This window comes from Pedobacter sp. (assembly GCF_040513095.1).
GTDB lineage: Bacteria > Bacteroidota > Bacteroidia > Sphingobacteriales > Sphingobacteriaceae > Pedobacter.
On record NZ_JBEVDX010000077.1, the window covers coordinates 34684 to 51585 of the forward strand.

Sequence of the window (16902 nt, forward strand, 5' to 3'; positions counted from 1 at the left end):
ATAAAATTTATTTCCCGGAAACAATACCACAGCTAAAAAAAAGAAGTCAGATGGAGTTAGCTGAGTTAAAAAGCTTCGCCCAGACTGAATATTACCCTGCTGTATCCCTTGCTCACCCCATAATCAATACCAATATTCGTATTTGATCCTTTATTGAACTTAACCCGCAAACCTGTACCAGCCGCGGGATGCCAGGAGGTAAACAAAGAGCCTGAGCCACTTACTGTATTTGTATTGGCAAAAACTACAAAACCCAGTAAGCCGTTTTCAGTGATATCCCTTCTGTATTCTGTTTCAAAATAGAACAGGGATTTCCCGCGGTAGCGGTTTTGATCTATCCCTCTTCCCGAGCGGTTGTAGGGATCCCAGCCAACACTTGGCAGGTCAAGATAAGGCGTTTTATTGCTCAGGGAACTCCAAAAGTACGACCAGAAAGCCAGCTGATTCTGCTGGTTCGGCTTGGCAGGGTTCATAGAAAAATACTTTCTTACATCCAGGAAAACTGAGGACCAGGAATTGTCACTGCCCAGGAAAGATGGGTTCTCCCGGAACTCCAGGTTGGCATAAGCACCCGGCAGTGGATTAATGGAATTGTTCCTGGTATCGTACAACAGGTTTAAACTTATTCCCGAAGAAACAGAATTGCCCTTTACACCGTAATTATAATGGGTAAAGTCCTGCAGGCTAATTGCCGGATCATCACTTCCAATACTTGAGCGGTAATCCAGATGATAACCCACACCCGCAAAAAGATAGGGTTTTATTCGTTTTAACGCTTTCTGATAAAACCGGATATAATTATAGTTTACCAGTATATCATTGTCGTTATCACGCGTGTTGCCCAGCCCCCAGGTATATTGAGGATAGCGCAGAAAGCGGATGTCTCCCTGTATCACCCAGGTATTGTCAGGCAGCCAGATGCTGGAGCGCAGCGGCAGGCCAAAACGGCTTTTAAAGTTCCAGTATGGTGCAAAAGTAGCACTGGATATATTTGTGGTACGGCGGTTACCCAGGTACATCGCAGCTGTAGTACTGGTTACCAATGCATTTCCGCTACCTCCCGGTGCAGATCCTCCAACAGGAAGCACAGAGAAATAAATTCTTTTCCCGTTTTCAGCCCTGATCTTTTTTGGGGTGACATGAAAAAGTCCCTTATAGATATCTATCAGATCCGTCTGCCTCGTGGTATCTTTTACAATATTATTCTGGGGAAGCATAGTAGGTGTGTTCTGTGCTGACAAGGCAAAAGGAAAAAGAAATAAAAGAGGTAGCAGATACTTTCTCATAGAGTTTATATTATAATCCTGATATGTTGACAAAAGCAAATATTATACGTTAACGCTAAAATTACTATAAAGTTTGATTTTCTCCACTCTTTTTATCACCATCAAACCAATTGATGTCCCACTTGTTATACCATTAACCATATATAATTTTATTGTGATGAAGACATTTTCAGTAAAGTTTAAAGCAGGCAGTCTTGATCTGGACGCGATAGTGACAGTCTCAGGTCATCTGCAAAAATTTAAAGTTGAAATGATCACGGGCGAGCCTGACCCTATAAGATTACAACGATCGGCAGAAGGCAGCTGGAGCATCGAAAATCAGGGGCAGCGAATGCTTTCAGAAGAACAGTTCCGGGAACTGGAAAAAGCAATTGATGAACATCTGACCAGATTACATGCCGCCGGAAAGATCCTGGTACTGACAGACTTTTCTGAATCAGCCTTTAATGCAGCCAGGTATGCGGCCGGATTAACCCATCAGCTGAAAAGCTCCGAACTCATCATCTACCATTCACACGACTGTCTGCCGGTAGTAACAGCTACAATTGCACCTGTTTCAGCAGAAATGGTTCATTCAGAAAAAATCATAGCGCAGAAGATGGCCCGGCTGAAAGATCAGCTGCAGGGATTGGTACACCAAAATACTACAGTAAAAATCCTGTCAGATGGCAGACCGCTTATCCCGGCAGTAAACCTGATTACAGAACAGCAGCATATTGGCTTAATTGTGATGGGTATGGCAGGGAAAAGCGAAATCGAAAAAGTTCTGGTGGGCAGCAATACCATAGCGGTCGCAAAGGAAACGCACACCTCCCTGCTGGTTGTCCCCCACAAAGCAGAGTACAAAGAAATAAAAAATGTGGTTTTCGCCTGCGACCTGAAAAATGTTGCCAAAACTATTCCCGTTTATCCTATCAATACATTCATCAGCCAGCTAAAGGCGAAGCTCTCCATCCTCTATGTGAATAAAGTTGAGGAAGCACCAAAACCCGAAGCAAAAGAAGAACTGAAAGAACTGCAGCAGATATGGAACGAGAACAATGTCCGTTACTATTATACAGATCATGAAAATGTGGAGGAAGGAATTCTTGATTTTGCTGACGAAAATACCATGGAGCTGCTGATTACCGTCCCGAAAGAATACGGTTTTTTTGAGCGCATATTTCACCGCAGCCTTACCAGGAACCTGGCCTACCGTACCCATTTACCCCTGCTTGTATTCAAGGAAGATACATAATGTAAACTATTTCAATACGCCGCTGGACAGCATCTTACTCAGAAATTCAGGGCTCACCCCGATATAGGATGCGATTTGCTGTAACGGAAGGTCCCGGATCAGGGAAGGATATAATTTACAGAATTTGATATAACGTTCTGCCGGAGTCAAACTAACGTTATCTATCTGCCTGTGCTGAAAAGTAGCCATACCATTCATGGTCAGTATCCTCCCAAAGCGTTCAAACTTGGGAACCTCAAGATAGATCGTATCAAAATCAGATTTCAGGAGGTAAATGATCTCACTGTCTTCAATGGCGTCGATATTGAGCCTTGAGGGTTCTTCCGTAATAAAGCTGAGCATATCGATGATCCACCAGCCCGGAGGCGCAAACTGAAGGATATGTTCAAAACCATTATTATCTGATGCATAACTTCTTAAACAGCCTCCGGTAACAAAAATCACCTTTGTATTTACATCCCCCGCTTCAAGCAATACTTCTTTTGCCTTCACCTTTTTGGACATCAGAAGAGGAATCAGATATTCTTCCTCGTCCTTATCAAGTTTAACATATCTGGCAATATTGCGAAGTAAGAGGCCGTAATCCATCTTGAATTTATTTAAATGCAAGTATAATTAAAATTTTGAATGAAAACGACAACAAAGGGAATATAATACCCAATCTGGGAGAAAAAATACCCGTTTTAGGGTATCAGATAAGCTTATCATACAAAAATATGAGGCGTCAAAAACCGAGCCTGCACAGACCACAAAAATGTTGATATTTCGGTCAGAAATCCATAAATTGCTGATGCATAATTATTTATTCATACCTATAGAAAATATTTAACAATGAATAAAAAAGTCAAGCAGCCCGGCCCGGACCACAGCCATAACTACAATGACCTTTTCGCTTCCAGACTAAAAATGAAGCTTAAAAAACATTATACAAAAATTACTGCTACGAAAACTATTTTGTTTGTCACGGGTGCGTTTGTGAGTCATACTGCCTGGAACGAATGGAAAGAATATTTCAGCAGCAAGGGTTACAGCACCTTCGCTCCCGCCTGGCCTTTCAAAGACGAAGCGCCCGAAATACTCAGAAACAGGCGGCACCAGAATACTGAACTCGCAGGACTCACATTAGGCAAACTTGTAGATCATTATGTGGCCATTGCAAAAGCCTTACCTGAAAAACCCATTGTCATCGGCCATTCACTTGGGGGCCTGATCACACAGATCATGGTAAACCGCGATCTTGCGGCAGCAGGGATCGCCATTCACTCTGCCCCTCCGCACGGGATCTTCCCCTATGAGCCCTCCTTTTTGAAATCTGCCTGGAAATCACTCGGATTATTCAGTTCCCTAAGTAAAACCTATCTGATGTCCTTTAAGGACTGGCAATATGCATTTGTAAACGGAATGCCCTTGCCGGAGCAGCAGGAAGCATACGAAAAGAATACTGTTCCCGAATCCAAAAAAGTTGCCCGGGGGGGCCTGAGCAGGGCAGCAAGGGTAGATTTTGAAAAGATGCACGTTCCCCTGCTGCTTACGGCGGGAGATAAAGACCATGTAATTCCGCCCCGCCTCAGCCTGCGCAATTATAAAAGGTACAAAAGAAACGGCTCAGTTGTGGATTACAAGGAATTTCCGGGCAGAAACCACTATGTACTGGGGCAGCCAACCTGGAAAGAAGATGCTGATTTTATATTGAAATGGATAAAGAGCCTGCGCTGAACCTATGACTTTTTAAATTCCCTGATGTCAATAATCCGGTCATTGTCTTTATTCTTTTTCAGGAATGCCACACCCCTGGCATTTGTCTGCCAGCTGTAGTTGTTCTGAATCCAGGGAAATACCTGCGCAGGAACTTTAGGCATGTCAGCAGAAAGTGGCTGGGTATAGACCTCGCCGGTTGGATAGTTTACCTCATACAGGGAAGATGAAACCAGGAATACCAGAGTTTTCTTATCCGCAGAATTTAAAAAGTGCAGCCCCTGAATTCTTTCACCGGGATTTTGCCTGGTCAGCGGATAAACTTTTGCATCAACAGTAGTAATAAAGAAATCATTGTTGATCAGGTATCCCGAACGGCCTATCCTGCTTAGACCTTTTGTAAACCGATGATCTTCTCTGCCCTGTGAGGGACGATAAATGCTCACTACATCCAACTTGCCATTTTTTACCGCAATTAAATAAAAAGGGGCAGTAAGGCCCGAACTGTCTGCAAGCTGTACCAGCAAAGCAGTTTTCTGTGTATTCAGAAATTCCGCAAGGGCAAACTGATCTGCTACAGCATCTTTATCTGATGCATTAAGCTGGATACGGACAGTTGTGTCCCTGAATTTTACACCAAAACGCTCCTGTCCACCGCCTGCGCCGGTATTACCCTCAGCGGTGTGTGTGTAAATAGTCAGTGCATTTTCTGCACCCTGCTGAAACTGGTTAAAGTCTTCTTTACCTTTTAAAGTTCTGGGAGAATAGATTTTCCCCTCCTCCTTGCGGTTACAGCTAAATAAGGCCAGGGAAAGCAGCATTACATAAAGATGTTGTTTCATAGTAATCAGGTGTAGGGCTTAAAACTAATAATTAATCAGGAGTATAAAATATTTTTTCTTCATCATTACAGTAACCTAACATATAACTAACCATTTTTTAACAGATTATGATTGTAACAGTATTACTATATAAGCAAGAACGATTATCTTTGAAAGGACAATTGCACTAAAAAGCAAACCAGAAGAATATCATTAGAAGAGGAGGTTAAATTGAAAGCTAAAATACTTATTGTCGAAGACCAGTTTATTGAAGCCAATAATTTAAAGATCATTCTAAAAAAATCGGGCTATCTGGTATGTCCTATTGCCGGTTCTGTGCCCGAAGCCCTGGAAATCATCGACCGCGATCAGCCTGACCTGGTGCTGCTGGATATCCAGCTTAAAGGACATTTAACGGGGATTGACCTGGCAAGTATCTTAAATGAACGCAACATCGCTTTTGTATTTTTATCTGCCAACTCCGATAAACAGGTGCTGAATGCGGCAAAGGCAACCCAGCCCTATGGCTTTCTGGTAAAACCTTTCCGCGAAAAAGACGTGCTGGTAATGCTGGATGTGGCCTGGTACCTGCACCAGCAGAAACGCGAAGCAGAATACAGGAAAATCGTACAGTCCAAAGCCCCGGCAGCACTGTCCGGACACGAGTTTAAAGGAATTGTGGGCAACAGCAAACCAATGCTCGATCTGCTCGACAATGTAAAAATTATTGGCCCTTCAGATACCTCAGCCCTGATTTTAGGGGAAAGCGGTACGGGAAAGGAACTTGTTGCCCAGTGTATCCATCAGATCTCGCCGCGTAAAAAACAGCCGCTTATTGTAGTTAACTGCGCCGCACTTCCAGCCAGCCTGATAGAATCAGAATTGTTCGGGCATGAAAAGGGTGCATTTACCGGCGCTACCGAAAAACGAACAGGGAAGTTTGAGCAGGCCGATCAGGGAACCATATTTCTGGATGAAGTTGGGGAACTGCCCCTGGATCTGCAGGTCAAGTTTCTCCGTGTGCTGCAGGAAAAAGAAATTGAGCCTATAGGCGGTAAAAAGAAAAAGATAGATGTGCGCATTATCGCGGCTACAAACCGTAACCTGGAAGAAGAAATAGCCTCAGGAAGGTTCAGGATGGACCTCTATTACAGGCTCAATGTTTTTCCGGTTACACTGCCTCCGCTGCGTGGAAGGAAAGAAGATATTCCGCTGCTCGCCAACCACTTTGTACAATACCACGCCAGAAAAGAAGGTAAAGTAATTACAGGACTGAGCGATGCCGTACTCAGTGATATGCTCAGCTACAACTGGCCTGGCAATGTCAGGGAACTGGAAAACCTGATGGCCAGAAGCGTTTTACTGGCTACCGGCGATACGATCACTTCAGTGCAGCTGGCGGCAAATCAACAGACAACCCCGCCGCCGCAGGAATATGGAAGCATAAAGACCATCACAGAGAATGAGCGGGACCACATCCTCGCTGTACTTGAACGCTGCGACTGGAAAATTTACGGACAAGGCGGCGCAGCAGAAATTTTAGAGATCAATTCCTCCACACTCAGTTCCAGAATGAAAAAACTCGGTATTGAGAGAAAAACCTCTTCACATAAAGACAGAAACAGCGGGTAGGACGCAATTATCCCCACATTTGGCTATTTCCGGCACTTGTCATTTTGCAGACCTTTGAAAAATGAAAAGTAAACTGGCCGGAAAAAAAATCCTGTTTGCGTGTGTTCCTACTGATGGACATTTTAGCCCGCTTACCGGTTTGGCAAATTATCTGCAGCAAATTGGCTGCGATGTACGCTGGTATGTATCAGAAATTTACACAGCTAAATTAAAAAAATTAAACATCCCGCATTATTCTTATAACAAAGCAGCCGATATCAACGGAAACAATATCCATGAGCGGGTACCCGAATTGAAACAAACAGATGATTTCCAGCAAAAAAGCATGCTGTACCAGAAAAATCTGTTCGCAGGACGCGCAGCAGAGTATTATGAAGATATCAGGGACATCCACGAAAGTTTTTCATTCGACCTGTTGATTGCCGACAACATGTTTACAGCCATTCCATTTGTGAGTTACAAAATGCAGATACCTGTAGTGGCAATCGGGGTCATCCCGCTGCCTGAAGCCTCAGTGGATACAGCCCCCTACCGCACAGCGCTACCCCCGGCAGAGAACGACGCCATGCGCGCGGAATATGCAGGCCTGTACCGGAAAATCGAAAATACTTTCAAAGCACACACCGCTGTATTTACCAGCGTATTAGACCAATATAACATTCCCAACCAGCCAGCTCTCCTGCCGGACATGCTCATCAGGGCTGCCGATCTCTACCTGCAGATCGGTATACCGGAATTTGAATACAAACGAAGCGACCTCGGCAGCAATATCCGCTTCATCGGTGCGCTCATGCCCTATTCTACACATCAGCCCAAAGAGCCCTGGTTTGATGAACGTCTCAACCAGTACAAAAAGGTTGTACTTGTGACACAGGGAACAATCGAATCTGATGTCAGCAAACTGCTGGAACCAGCACTGAAGGCATTTGAAAATACCGACGTCCTTGTAATAGCAACTACAGGCGGCAGCGGAACAGAAGAACTCAAAGCAAAGTTTACTGCCGGAAACCTGATCATTGCTGATTATATACCTTTCGATGATGTGATGCCCTATGCCAGTGTCTATGTAACCAACGGCGGCTACAGTGGAACGATGCTGAGTATCAAACACCAGTTACCTATGGTAGCCGCGGGCCAGCATGAACTAAAAAATGAGGTGTGTGCGCGCATAGGTTATTTTAAATACGGGATTGACCTGAAAACGGAGACTCCGTCGGCAGAAGCCATCTTTGAGGCAGCAACCGAGATCATGAACAATACATTGTACAGAAACAATGTGACCGCTCTCCGCCAGAAATTTGAAGCCTGTAACGCCAACGAACTTTGCGAAGGTTACATCAGCGAGCTCATCGAAAAACACACTTGCATCAATAGCTGATCAGCCATGAGTAGTAAAAAAGTATTGTACTCAACTGTGGCGGTCATTGGCCTGCTGGCCATTGTTTACCTAAGCGGCCCGAAACCAGCTGCGCCGGTATACGCAGATGAATTGCCAGAGCTGCCTTCAGGCCTGGCCGAACTCGAAGCCCATATCCGCGCTAAAGAAGCCGCCGCTGATTTAAAGTCGGGCAACCAGGCTGAAATTGTATGGGCCGACAGTACAAAGAAGGAACAAACGGAATATGCTGTAGTCTACATCCATGGCTTTACAGCCAGCCAGGGCGAAGCAAATCCCGTTCACCGCAACTTTGCCAGGAAATTTGGCTGCAACCTATACCTGGCACGTCTGGCCGGCAGCGGGCTGAAAGATAAGGATGCCATGCTGCAGTTTACGGCTGAAAATATCTGGGCCTCAGCACGCGAAGCTTATGCCATCGGCAGAAAACTCGGGAAGAAAGTGATCCTCATGGGTACATCTAATGGAGCATTACTGTCCCTGAGGCTTGCCTCAACCTTTCCGGAGGTAAATTCACTGATCCTGTATTCGCCAAATATTAAAATCAATAATGGCGCTGCATGGCTGCTGAATGATCCCTGGGGCCTGCAAATCGCAAAACTTGTAATGGGCGGTGACTATGTACAAGAACATGGAACAGAGCCTGAAGTCTTAAAGTACTGGTACAGGAAATACCGTGTAGAAGCCCTTCCCCAGCTGGAAGAATTTGTAGAAACTACCAGCAGGCCAGAGGTATTCTCAAAAATTAAACAGCCCGTGTTGATGCTTTATTATTACAAAGACGAAGCCCACCAGGATAAAACGGTAAAGGTAGATGCCATGCTGAAAATGTTTGATCAGCTCGGAACAGCTGCCGCCTTAAAAAGAAAGATGGCCCTTCCTAAAACCGGAGTCCATCCCATTGCATCATCCCTGCTGTCAGGAGATATACCCGCTGTGGAGCGCGAAACACAAAAGTTCGCTATGGATATCCTAAGCATGAAACCCAGGGCGGTTACGCGGGATTAGGTTACAACCTCCCCGCTTCATCATCAAGTGCATTGTTCTGATGTTTGTTTTTGCGGGAAAAGATGTCTTTTCCAAAGCGATACGTAAATGCAAATCCAAAACGCTGCGTATCCGATCTGCTCAGCTGTGCGTAATCGGCGTTTTCCAGGCCTATGGAATGGTTGTGATATACCCAGGAGTGAAAGATATCTTCCGCAGCAAGCCTCAGGCTGCCCTGCCCTTTGAGGATTTTCTTCTGGACACTAGTGTTTACACGGTACATGCCACCCGTGAAGGTCTGCCCGTTCAGGTCCCTGCTGGCATAATATCCGCCAAATTCAGCACTCCAGACATCATTAAACCTGAACTGGTTCAGTACATTGATCCGCGCAACATAGGTTGCAGGATCAAATTTTATCCCATTGGATATTCCATGCAGGCCCATTCTTGACAGCAACACATCAGTATTTAAAGACCACCATTTGGCGGGCGACAAAGATAAACCTGTGTTGAGCAGCAGCATAAAACCGTTACCTATATTTTCCGGGCGCGTAATAAATATCTCGTTCTCAACCCGGGTGGTCACAAAGATCAGATCAGTAAAGCGGTTATAACTTAATGCCATACGCAAAAGCTGTTTATGCTGATACTTGAGTTCAAACCTGTACTGGTATTGTGGGTTCAGCATTGCATTGCCCGTGCTGTAAGAATACTGGTCCCTTAAGATCAGAAACTCATTCAGCAGCTGGTAACTTGGCCGGTTGATCCTCCTGGTGATGCCCAGGGTAAATGCATTATTGCCCAGGGTATCGAGTTTGTAATTCAGGAAGAGGGCAGGAAAGAATTTGGTATAATCTTTTTTAAAGCTACTGCCTGTCACCACCTCATTTCCCATCTGATTACCTTTGGCAATGGTATTTTCAGCCCTCAGCCCCAGCTGCACGCCAAAGTATTTCCCGCTCTTCATGGCATTCAGGTAAACTGCGTTGATGTTCTCCCTGTATTTAAAGTGGTTGGATTGCCCATTGTCAATAAACTGCTCATTATCAATAACATTATAATACTCCGACATATTATCATTGCTTACCCAGCTGGATTTAAACCCTGCTTCAAGTTTAGCTTTGCCCCTCATCGGATGTACATAATCCGCCTTTGCGGTATAAACATTCATGGACGAAGGCAGGTGATAATAAAACTGCCTGCTGCTGCTTTGCATCCCATCCGGAAGAAACACCAGATTTTGCAGATACTGATCATTAGCGCCGTCATAATTCAAATAGTTTACATCGGCCGACAATTCCCTGCCTGATTTGCCAAACTTGTGTATCATACTCAGTCCCGTACTCAAATTTGTTTTATCATAACCGCTCCTGGTATCTCCGCTGCCCAGACTGTCAAGCACAGCGCTGCTGTAATTTCCGCTTTGATAACTAAGCCTGTCATGCCTGCGGATTTCGTTTATGTTCATCTGCACAGTGTAGGTTGTATTCGCATTTGCGGAGTAATCGGCCCCAAAACTGGTGTTCAGCGAATTGCTCCTGCTGAGCTGGCTGTTAAAAAGCGATATGGAAGAACTGGGATCAGCACTGCCCTGACTAAAATAAAGTCTGTCATAACTATCGTCAACATATCCCGTATCATAAGTATAACCTATGTTCCCAAACACATTGATCTTTTTATAATTATAATTGAGGTTCAGGCTATTGTTGCTCCGCAGGTACTTTCCCTGTGAAAACCCTGTGGAAACACTCCCTGTAAACCCTCCTGCACGGTTTTTTTTCAGTCGGATATTGATTACTGCATTCCCTGCCGCGTCATACCTGGCTGAGGGGTTATCAATCAGTTCAATCTGATCCAGCAGCGCTGCCGGAATAGATTTGAGGTAGGAGGCAAGATCCTGGGCCGACATATATTTGGAACGGCCGTCAATCAAAACCAGCACACCTGTCCTGCCGTTCAATCCAATTTCGCCATTGGTTCCCACTGTTACCCCTGGAGTTTTTTCGAGCACTTCCAGCGTATTGCTGCTGGCGCTGCTGATCATTGCTTCCACATTCACTACCGTTTTGTCCATTTCCATCTGCATCAGCGGCTTTTTTCCCTGGATTACCACTTCTGCGAGGTTGTTCTTTCTATCCGACTGCAGGACGATCACCGGCACAAAGGTCGTATCCTTTATGCCGTCGAGCAGCACTGGCAGCTTGTATAACTGATGTCCCAGCGCTTTTGCAGTAAGAATATAACTGCCTTTCGCGAGCCCACTGAATACAAACCTGCCGCTCCCATCCGTGGTGGTATGGCTCAGCAGCGATGAATCTTTTGCATTCAACAACCGTATATCAGCATTCATCAGGGGTTCATTGCCTTTGTTGCGCAGCATGGAGGAAATTGTATGCTGCCCAAGGCAGGTAAGGGCGAAAAGCGATGAAAAGAGCAGGGCTAAAAGTGCTTTCATGATTTGAAGGTTATGATAAATGATACAGCAAATATTGATTGCAGGCAGTAGTAAAGAGAAAAAATATGTCGTAACTTGGCTAGCAGAGGATAGACTACCGATTGACGGTGATCAATGGCACGGAAACCTGATGAAAGCATTTGGACACTGATTTCAGGCCGTTCATCAACTTTATACGCAAAAAAACCTCAGGCTTGCCCAGATTTGTACCGGTAATTCAACTGAACCGCAAAACATTACAATGACCGACAAAAAAAAATACCCGCTGGGTTTCTTTGGAAACTACCTCTACATCTTTCTGTCACTACTGATTTCTGTCCCCCTCTTTCTGGCAATCCAATCCTATGTTGTATCCCTTGGGGTCGTTAATGAAGATGAGGCCGTAGCTTTTGCCTCAACAGTATGTTTCATTCTGGGGGTATTTGCGGGGCGTTATATCTCCCAGTTCTGGGCGGCCGGCTTAAAAACCCTGCCCAAATTCGAGGTTATCGCCCTGGCTACACTGACCGTCCTTTGCATCGGTTGGCTGTTTTTTCATGCCGATTTCCCTCTTGAAGGTCGGACGGGAATCAATTTGATGTTATTTTGGGTGCCCTTCGGCCTTGTAAGTGTGCTCACCGGGGTGCTTATCAAAGTGATCCATGCAGTGACAGAAAACCAGTTGCAGGAAGCGCAAAGTATCGCCACACACAGCAAAAGTGAACTGAACCTGCTGCAGTCGCAGCTAAGCCCGCATTTTCTGTTCAATACGCTCAACAACATGTATGGGATCTCCATCACCGATCACCAGAAAATACCGGAACTCCTTTTAAAATTAGCTGAGCTACTGCGCTATTCTGTATATGATGCAACAGAAACCTATGTACCGCTAAAGGATGAGCTTGGTTATATCAATAACTATATTGAGTTCGAAAAGATCCGTATCGGTGAAAGACTGGTGCTGAGTACAGATATTGAAGAGATCAGTGATGCGCGCATCAGGATAGCCCCCATGCTCCTGATCGTCTTTATAGAAAATGCCTTCAAACATTCCAAAGACACCACAGATGAGCATATCTATATTGATATCAAAATCAGGACCTGGGGAAATTCAATCCTGTTCTTCGCAAAAAACAGTTATGGAAATGAAAAACAGGAAAAAACACAATTCAACCGGAACAGCGGTTTAGGACTCAGCAATGTAAACAAGCGCCTTCAATTGCTTTATCCCAGCACCCACCTGATCAATATACAGGATGAAGCCCTACAGTACCAGGTTGAACTGCAGCTAAAAATGAAATAAATGGAAAAAATCAGTTGCCTTATCGTTGATGATGAACCCATAGCAAGGGATATCATACAAACCTATTGCGGACACCTGCAGCAGTTACAGGTAGTGGCTTCCTGCGGAAACGCGCTGGAAGCTAAACAGGTATTGCAGCAGCAAAAGGTAGACATCCTGTTTCTTGATATCAATATGCCTATCATGGATGGAATTTCATTTGTAAAAACGCTTAAGACACCGCCTCAGGTGATATTTACCACGGCCTACAAAGAATATGCGCACCACGCTTTTGACCTGGCGGCATGCGACTATCTCCTCAAACCTTTTTCCTTCGACAGGTTCATCATCGCTGTAGACAAGGCCCTGGAGAAAATCAGCCCTTTACCGGAGAAAACCGTTAAAACTGCTGAACGCAGTGCCGAAGATTTTATCTTTATCCGAACAGAGGGAAAGATTTACAAGGTTCAGTATGATGAGCTGCTTTTTGCCGAAGCACAGGGGAACTATACAAAGATCAACACAGCCAGCCAGACACTTTCACCAAAAATGGCTTTTTCCACGCTCGAAGAGCTGCTGCCAAAATCTATTTTTCTGCGCGCCCACCGTTCATTCATTATCAACAAATCCAGGATCAGTCATATAGAAGGCAACAGGATATGGATCAATGGTGCAGAAATACCTATTGGCAGCAATTACAGGGATGCATTGCTGGCCGAGCTGGGCTTCACAAAGTAGTAGCTTAATGTTGCCGATGGCCAACCACAGGAATTTAAATCTCCCGGAGATCGGCCGATTTGATCCAGCCTTCGTTACCATTTGGCAGCCGCACTTTAACCCAGTGCTGTCCAACTTCCAGAATACTTACCTTTAAACCCTCATGGATGAGGAACAGGGACCGAGAATCCTCTGCCGGTGCACTTTTCACGTAAACCGGACTGTTAAATACAATTCCGTGCTGCTGTTCAAAATAGCTCACCTGCCGGCTCAAAATAAATATGCTGGAAAGCCCTGCTGCAAAACAGAACAGACTGATAAAAAAAGCAGGTTTTTTGATGCTGATCCGCAGCGCAAAAAAGTAGATAATCAGAAAGAAGGAACCAAAAAATGAGAGCAGCAGGCTGATTACCGCTAAAGTATCGGCAGAATAGCTCAGGTAAACAGAAGTCCACCACCTGCTCATAAAAAACTCAGGTACTTCTTCGATCTTATCCCTTGTTTTTGAATTGGCAAGACGGATGTTTGCATTGATTTCTTCATCATTCGGCGCAAGCTCATGGGCTTTCTCATAATACAGCAGTGCCGAAGGCAGATCTCCCAGTTTGTAGCTTGCATTCCCCATATTGAAATAAACCGCCGGAGAATGCTGCCCGCCAGAAATGATCTTTTCATACACGTCCAGTGCTTCTGCATACCGGGCTTTTGCGTAATAAGCATTGGCTTTTTTAAAGAGTTCGCCGGGCTGTACGGTGGCAAATGACCATAAAGGCAGCACAAGCGCTATCCATAAAAATAAAGTCTGCAGGGCGCGTTTAAATTTCATCTTCAATACGGTTGATAATATTTTTTGCCTTTTGCAGGACTTCCTGCTCAGACATGGAGGTTACAGGCGAATAACGTGCCATCTCGCACTGATCAAGTGTTTCCAGCAGCTGCCTGGTCAGTTCCGGATCAATATTCCTCATAGCTAAACCGGAAACTATCGTTTCCCTGCTCAGTTCGGCTACAGAGATACTTAGCTTATCACTTAAATAGCCATACAGCCCCTTAAAAATAGCTTCGTAAAAATCGTTCCTGTTGCCCAGCTGTTTTTCCGCGCTCGCCAGGTGACGGGCGGCAACCTTTCCAGCCTTGCGGCTTTTAAGCTTCACGATATCACTGTTGTTTCTGCGTTCCTGGTTCCTGTACACAAATGCTGCTACGCAGGCTAAAGGACCGGATGCGAGTAACAGATAATACCATATCGATCCATAAAAATGCTGACCAATACTGCTCAGTCCGGCATCACCGGTTTTGATGTACCTGATGTCTTTATCCAGCTCTTTCACATCTTCCTTAGCGGCGGCTGAAAAGGCTGTCACGTTACTTTCTGCTGTACCCTTATTCACCTTCACCTTGAATGATTTTCCTGAAAGCACCACATATCTGCCGGTTGCAGGATTAAAATAGGAAAACTGCAGCGGGTCTATAGTGTAATCCCCCTGATGTCTTGGGATCACAAGGAAGCTGTACAACCTCGTCCCCGAAACCCCTCTGCCAGTCTCCGTAATCGTATCTGTGATCTTTGGATCATACTTTTCAAAGTCAGGCGGAAAATTTACAGTCAGGTCTTTCAGCAGTTTGATATTACCGGTCCCTGTAACTTTCACTTTATACGTAAGCGACTCATTTGCTCTCAGTTCAGTCTTATCCAGATCGGTACGCATAGTAAAATTACCCACCGCGCCGGTAAAACCCGCAGGTTTTCCTGTTTCCGGCAGTGGTTTTACATGAATCACCACAGCTGCACTCTTCGTATTGTACTTCACATCCTTATAGGAGCCAAAAAACTGGTCCATAATATCCCTTGATGGTGCAGGCACCCTTGCAATAAAAGTCATCTCAAAGGGATCGATCTTAATGTTTCCGGAATGCTCTGCAAATAAAATGCTTTGTCTCACATCGGCGACATTGTATTTCTGGCCTTTGTAAGTCTCTACCCGCCATTGTGCCTGTTGCTGGTTATCCTTCACGTCCTGGCTCCAGAAGCCTGTCAGGTCGGGCAGTTTATCCAGACGGCTGTCAACAATGCCAACCCTGGTGTATAAGCGATAAGTAAGCAATATCTGCTGTCCCTGGTAAACATTTGTCTGATCCGCTACAGCGCGAATAAAAAGTGATTTGGAAAGATCGGCGGGGCTTTCATCTGCAATACTGTTATCCGGAGCATTCTGCGGATTATTTTGATTTTGCTGTACGGGCTGCCCTTTTACCACAGTCATCCTCACAGGACTGCTGAGCAGGCGGCGGCCGTTCACAACCATACTTGCAGAACCTATTGTTATAGTTCCTTCTTTCACAGCGGCAAGAATATAGCTGTATGCACTGCTTACCGTGGTATTACCATTTATGGAAGTCATGCTATTGGACACATTCGGACCCGAAAGCACCTGAAAGCCATTGAAATCCGGCGGTGTAAAACGGTCCCCATTGCCATTCACTGAAAACGACACCTCAAACTGCTCCCCTGTTCCTACCTGACTGGAGCTTACCGATGCCGTAAGCCGGGTATCCTGTGCAAACAGCAGGTTTGTACAAAAAAGCAGCACCAATGCGATATAATTTATTTTTTTATACATAACAGCGGTTACCAGTCTTTAGCGACACGTACTTTTTCTCCTTTAAATTTTTTGTTCTTCAATTTATCCTGCGTCTGCTTTTCGTTGTTGTTCATCGCATCCAGCATTCTTTGGGCATCTTCTTTTGACAAAGTTCCGGGCTGGGGTTTAGGCTCCTGACCCTGGTCTTTTTTGTTAGAATCTTTATTCTGCTGATCCTTATTGTCCTTATTCTGATCCTTTTTATCCTGGTCTTTTTTATCCTGGTCTTTCTTGTCCTGATCTTTTTTGTCCTTATTATCCTTATTGTCTTTGTTCTGCTGATCCTTATTTTTGTCCTTGTTGTCCTTTTTCTGCTGCTGTTGTTTTTTCAGCATTTCCTGGGCATAGGCAAGATTGTACCGTGTTTCTTCATCCTTAGGATTATTCATCAATGCCTTTTTATAGGCAGCAATCCCCTCTTCCAGCTTTTTGTCATTCACAAATGAATTGCCCAGGTTATGATAAGCCTGTGCTTTTACCTCTTTACTGTGCTCCGGACTTCCGGCGATCTGTGTAAACTGCTCGCGTGCATCAGCAAATTTCTTCTGTTTATATAAAGCATCCCCTAAATTGAAATTACCTTCAACATTCTGGCCTTTCTGCGGGTTCTGGTTTTTCTGCATCACAGATTTGCGGTAGTTGGCTTCGGCTTCTGCAAAATTCTGCTGTTTATACAGATCATTTCCTTTTTTAATATAACGTTTACCCTGCTGCGCAAACAGCAAAGTCCCCTGCAATAAAAACAATGATATGATCACTAAATACTTCATGTC

General features: G+C 44.8%; 14 protein-coding genes. 7 read left to right on the top strand and 7 right to left on the bottom strand.

The window, feature by feature from the left end:
* Window positions 1-65: 65 nt before the first annotated feature.
* Window positions 66-1286 (bottom strand): BamA/TamA family outer membrane protein, encoded by a 1221-nt coding sequence (locus ABWY16_RS09525; RefSeq protein ID WP_353904415.1) that lies wholly within the window; start codon window positions 1284-1286, stop codon window positions 66-68.
* A gap of 157 nt (window positions 1287-1443) precedes the next feature.
* Here ABWY16_RS09525 and ABWY16_RS09530 point away from each other — a divergent pair, with 157 nt between their 5' ends.
* Complete coding sequence (locus ABWY16_RS09530; RefSeq protein ID WP_353904416.1) at window positions 1444-2523, top strand: universal stress protein; 1080 nt, start codon at window positions 1444-1446, stop codon at window positions 2521-2523.
* A gap of 6 nt (window positions 2524-2529) precedes the next feature.
* Here ABWY16_RS09530 and ABWY16_RS09535 read toward each other — a convergent pair whose 3' ends face one another.
* The gene (locus ABWY16_RS09535; RefSeq protein WP_353904417.1) at window positions 2530-3111 is read right to left on the bottom strand and encodes a Crp/Fnr family transcriptional regulator; all 582 of its coding nucleotides are present in this window, start codon (window positions 3109-3111) and stop codon (window positions 2530-2532) included.
* Between the two features lie 243 nt (window positions 3112-3354).
* Here ABWY16_RS09535 and ABWY16_RS09540 point away from each other — a divergent pair, with 243 nt between their 5' ends.
* Window positions 3355-4239: an alpha/beta hydrolase gene (locus tag ABWY16_RS09540; protein WP_353904418.1), complete on the top strand. Its 885-nt coding sequence runs from the start codon at window positions 3355-3357 to the stop codon at window positions 4237-4239.
* 2 nt (window positions 4240-4241) lie between these two features.
* Here ABWY16_RS09540 and ABWY16_RS09545 read toward each other — a convergent pair whose 3' ends face one another.
* Window positions 4242-5060 (bottom strand): hypothetical protein, encoded by an 819-nt coding sequence (locus tag ABWY16_RS09545; protein WP_353904419.1) that lies wholly within the window; start codon window positions 5058-5060, stop codon window positions 4242-4244.
* Window positions 5061-5270: 210 nt separating this feature from the next.
* Here ABWY16_RS09545 and ABWY16_RS09550 point away from each other — a divergent pair, with 210 nt between their 5' ends.
* The 3 genes from ABWY16_RS09550 (at window position 5271) to ABWY16_RS09560 (ending at window position 9075) form a co-directional block, all read left to right on the top strand.
* Window positions 5271-6671, top strand: coding sequence for a sigma-54-dependent transcriptional regulator (locus tag ABWY16_RS09550; protein WP_353904420.1), 1401 nt, complete (start codon window positions 5271-5273; stop codon window positions 6669-6671).
* Window positions 6672-6732: 61 nt separating this feature from the next.
* Window positions 6733-8049 carry a glycosyltransferase gene (locus ABWY16_RS09555; protein WP_353904421.1) on the top strand — a complete coding sequence of 439 codons (1317 nt, stop codon included), beginning with the start codon at window positions 6733-6735 and terminating at the stop codon, window positions 8047-8049.
* Between the two features lie 6 nt (window positions 8050-8055).
* A complete protein-coding gene (locus ABWY16_RS09560; protein ID WP_353904422.1) occupies window positions 8056-9075 on the top strand; it encodes an alpha/beta hydrolase in 1020 nt (339 codons plus the stop codon).
* Between the two features lies 1 nt (window position 9076).
* Here the strand turns inward: ABWY16_RS09560 and ABWY16_RS09565 are convergent, their stop codons facing one another.
* On the bottom strand, window positions 9077-11509 hold the full coding sequence (locus tag ABWY16_RS09565) for an outer membrane beta-barrel protein (RefSeq protein WP_353904423.1): 2433 nt from the start codon (window positions 11507-11509) through the stop codon (window positions 9077-9079).
* A 241-nt stretch (window positions 11510-11750) separates the two neighbouring features.
* Here ABWY16_RS09565 and ABWY16_RS09570 point away from each other — a divergent pair, with 241 nt between their 5' ends.
* Together ABWY16_RS09570 and ABWY16_RS09575 are read left to right on the top strand one after the other, a co-directional pair.
* Window positions 11751-12791, top strand: coding sequence for a sensor histidine kinase (locus ABWY16_RS09570; protein WP_353904424.1), 1041 nt, complete (start codon window positions 11751-11753; stop codon window positions 12789-12791).
* Window positions 12792-13508 (top strand): LytR/AlgR family response regulator transcription factor, encoded by a 717-nt coding sequence (locus ABWY16_RS09575; RefSeq protein WP_353904425.1) that lies wholly within the window; start codon window positions 12792-12794, stop codon window positions 13506-13508.
* A gap of 34 nt (window positions 13509-13542) precedes the next feature.
* On the opposite strand, the gene ABWY16_RS09580 is transcribed toward ABWY16_RS09575, so the two are convergent.
* The 3 genes from ABWY16_RS09580 to ABWY16_RS09590 are packed head-to-tail and all read right to left on the bottom strand — an operon-like array spanning window position 13543 to window position 16899.
* Entirely contained in the window at window positions 13543-14313 is a 771-nt protein-coding gene (locus tag ABWY16_RS09580) for a tetratricopeptide repeat protein (RefSeq protein ID WP_353904426.1), read from the bottom strand.
* Window positions 14303-16108, bottom strand: a complete 1806-nt coding sequence (locus ABWY16_RS09585; protein WP_353904427.1) for a BatD family protein — start codon at window positions 16106-16108, stop codon at window positions 14303-14305. The genes ABWY16_RS09580 and ABWY16_RS09585 overlap by 11 nt, the downstream gene beginning before the upstream one ends.
* 8 nt (window positions 16109-16116) lie before the next feature.
* Window positions 16117-16899, bottom strand: coding sequence for a tetratricopeptide repeat protein (locus ABWY16_RS09590; protein WP_353904428.1), 783 nt, complete (start codon window positions 16897-16899; stop codon window positions 16117-16119).
* Between the last annotated feature and the right edge of the window lie 3 nt (window positions 16900-16902).

Coding starts and splice junctions, on each gene's coding strand:
- ABWY16_RS09525 (WP_353904415.1), bottom strand. CDS start 1,286: ATGAGAAAGTATCTGCTACCTCTTTTATTTCTTTTTCCTTTTGCCTTG.
- ABWY16_RS09530 (WP_353904416.1), top strand. CDS start 1,444: ATGAAGACATTTTCAGTAAAGTTTAAAGCAGGCAGTCTTGATCTGGAC.
- ABWY16_RS09535 (WP_353904417.1), bottom strand. CDS start 3,111: ATGGATTACGGCCTCTTACTTCGCAATATTGCCAGATATGTTAAACTT.
- ABWY16_RS09540 (WP_353904418.1), top strand. CDS start 3,355: ATGAATAAAAAAGTCAAGCAGCCCGGCCCGGACCACAGCCATAACTAC.
- ABWY16_RS09545 (WP_353904419.1), bottom strand. CDS start 5,060: ATGAAACAACATCTTTATGTAATGCTGCTTTCCCTGGCCTTATTTAGC.
- ABWY16_RS09555 (WP_353904421.1), top strand. CDS start 6,733: ATGAAAAGTAAACTGGCCGGAAAAAAAATCCTGTTTGCGTGTGTTCCT.
- ABWY16_RS09560 (WP_353904422.1), top strand. CDS start 8,056: ATGAGTAGTAAAAAAGTATTGTACTCAACTGTGGCGGTCATTGGCCTG.
- ABWY16_RS09565 (WP_353904423.1), bottom strand. CDS start 11,509: ATGAAAGCACTTTTAGCCCTGCTCTTTTCATCGCTTTTCGCCCTTACC.
- ABWY16_RS09570 (WP_353904424.1), top strand. CDS start 11,751: ATGACCGACAAAAAAAAATACCCGCTGGGTTTCTTTGGAAACTACCTC.
- ABWY16_RS09575 (WP_353904425.1), top strand. CDS start 12,792: ATGGAAAAAATCAGTTGCCTTATCGTTGATGATGAACCCATAGCAAGG.
- ABWY16_RS09580 (WP_353904426.1), bottom strand. CDS start 14,313: ATGAAATTTAAACGCGCCCTGCAGACTTTATTTTTATGGATAGCGCTT.
- ABWY16_RS09585 (WP_353904427.1), bottom strand. CDS start 16,108: ATGTATAAAAAAATAAATTATATCGCATTGGTGCTGCTTTTTTGTACA.
- ABWY16_RS09590 (WP_353904428.1), bottom strand. CDS start 16,899: ATGAAGTATTTAGTGATCATATCATTGTTTTTATTGCAGGGGACTTTG.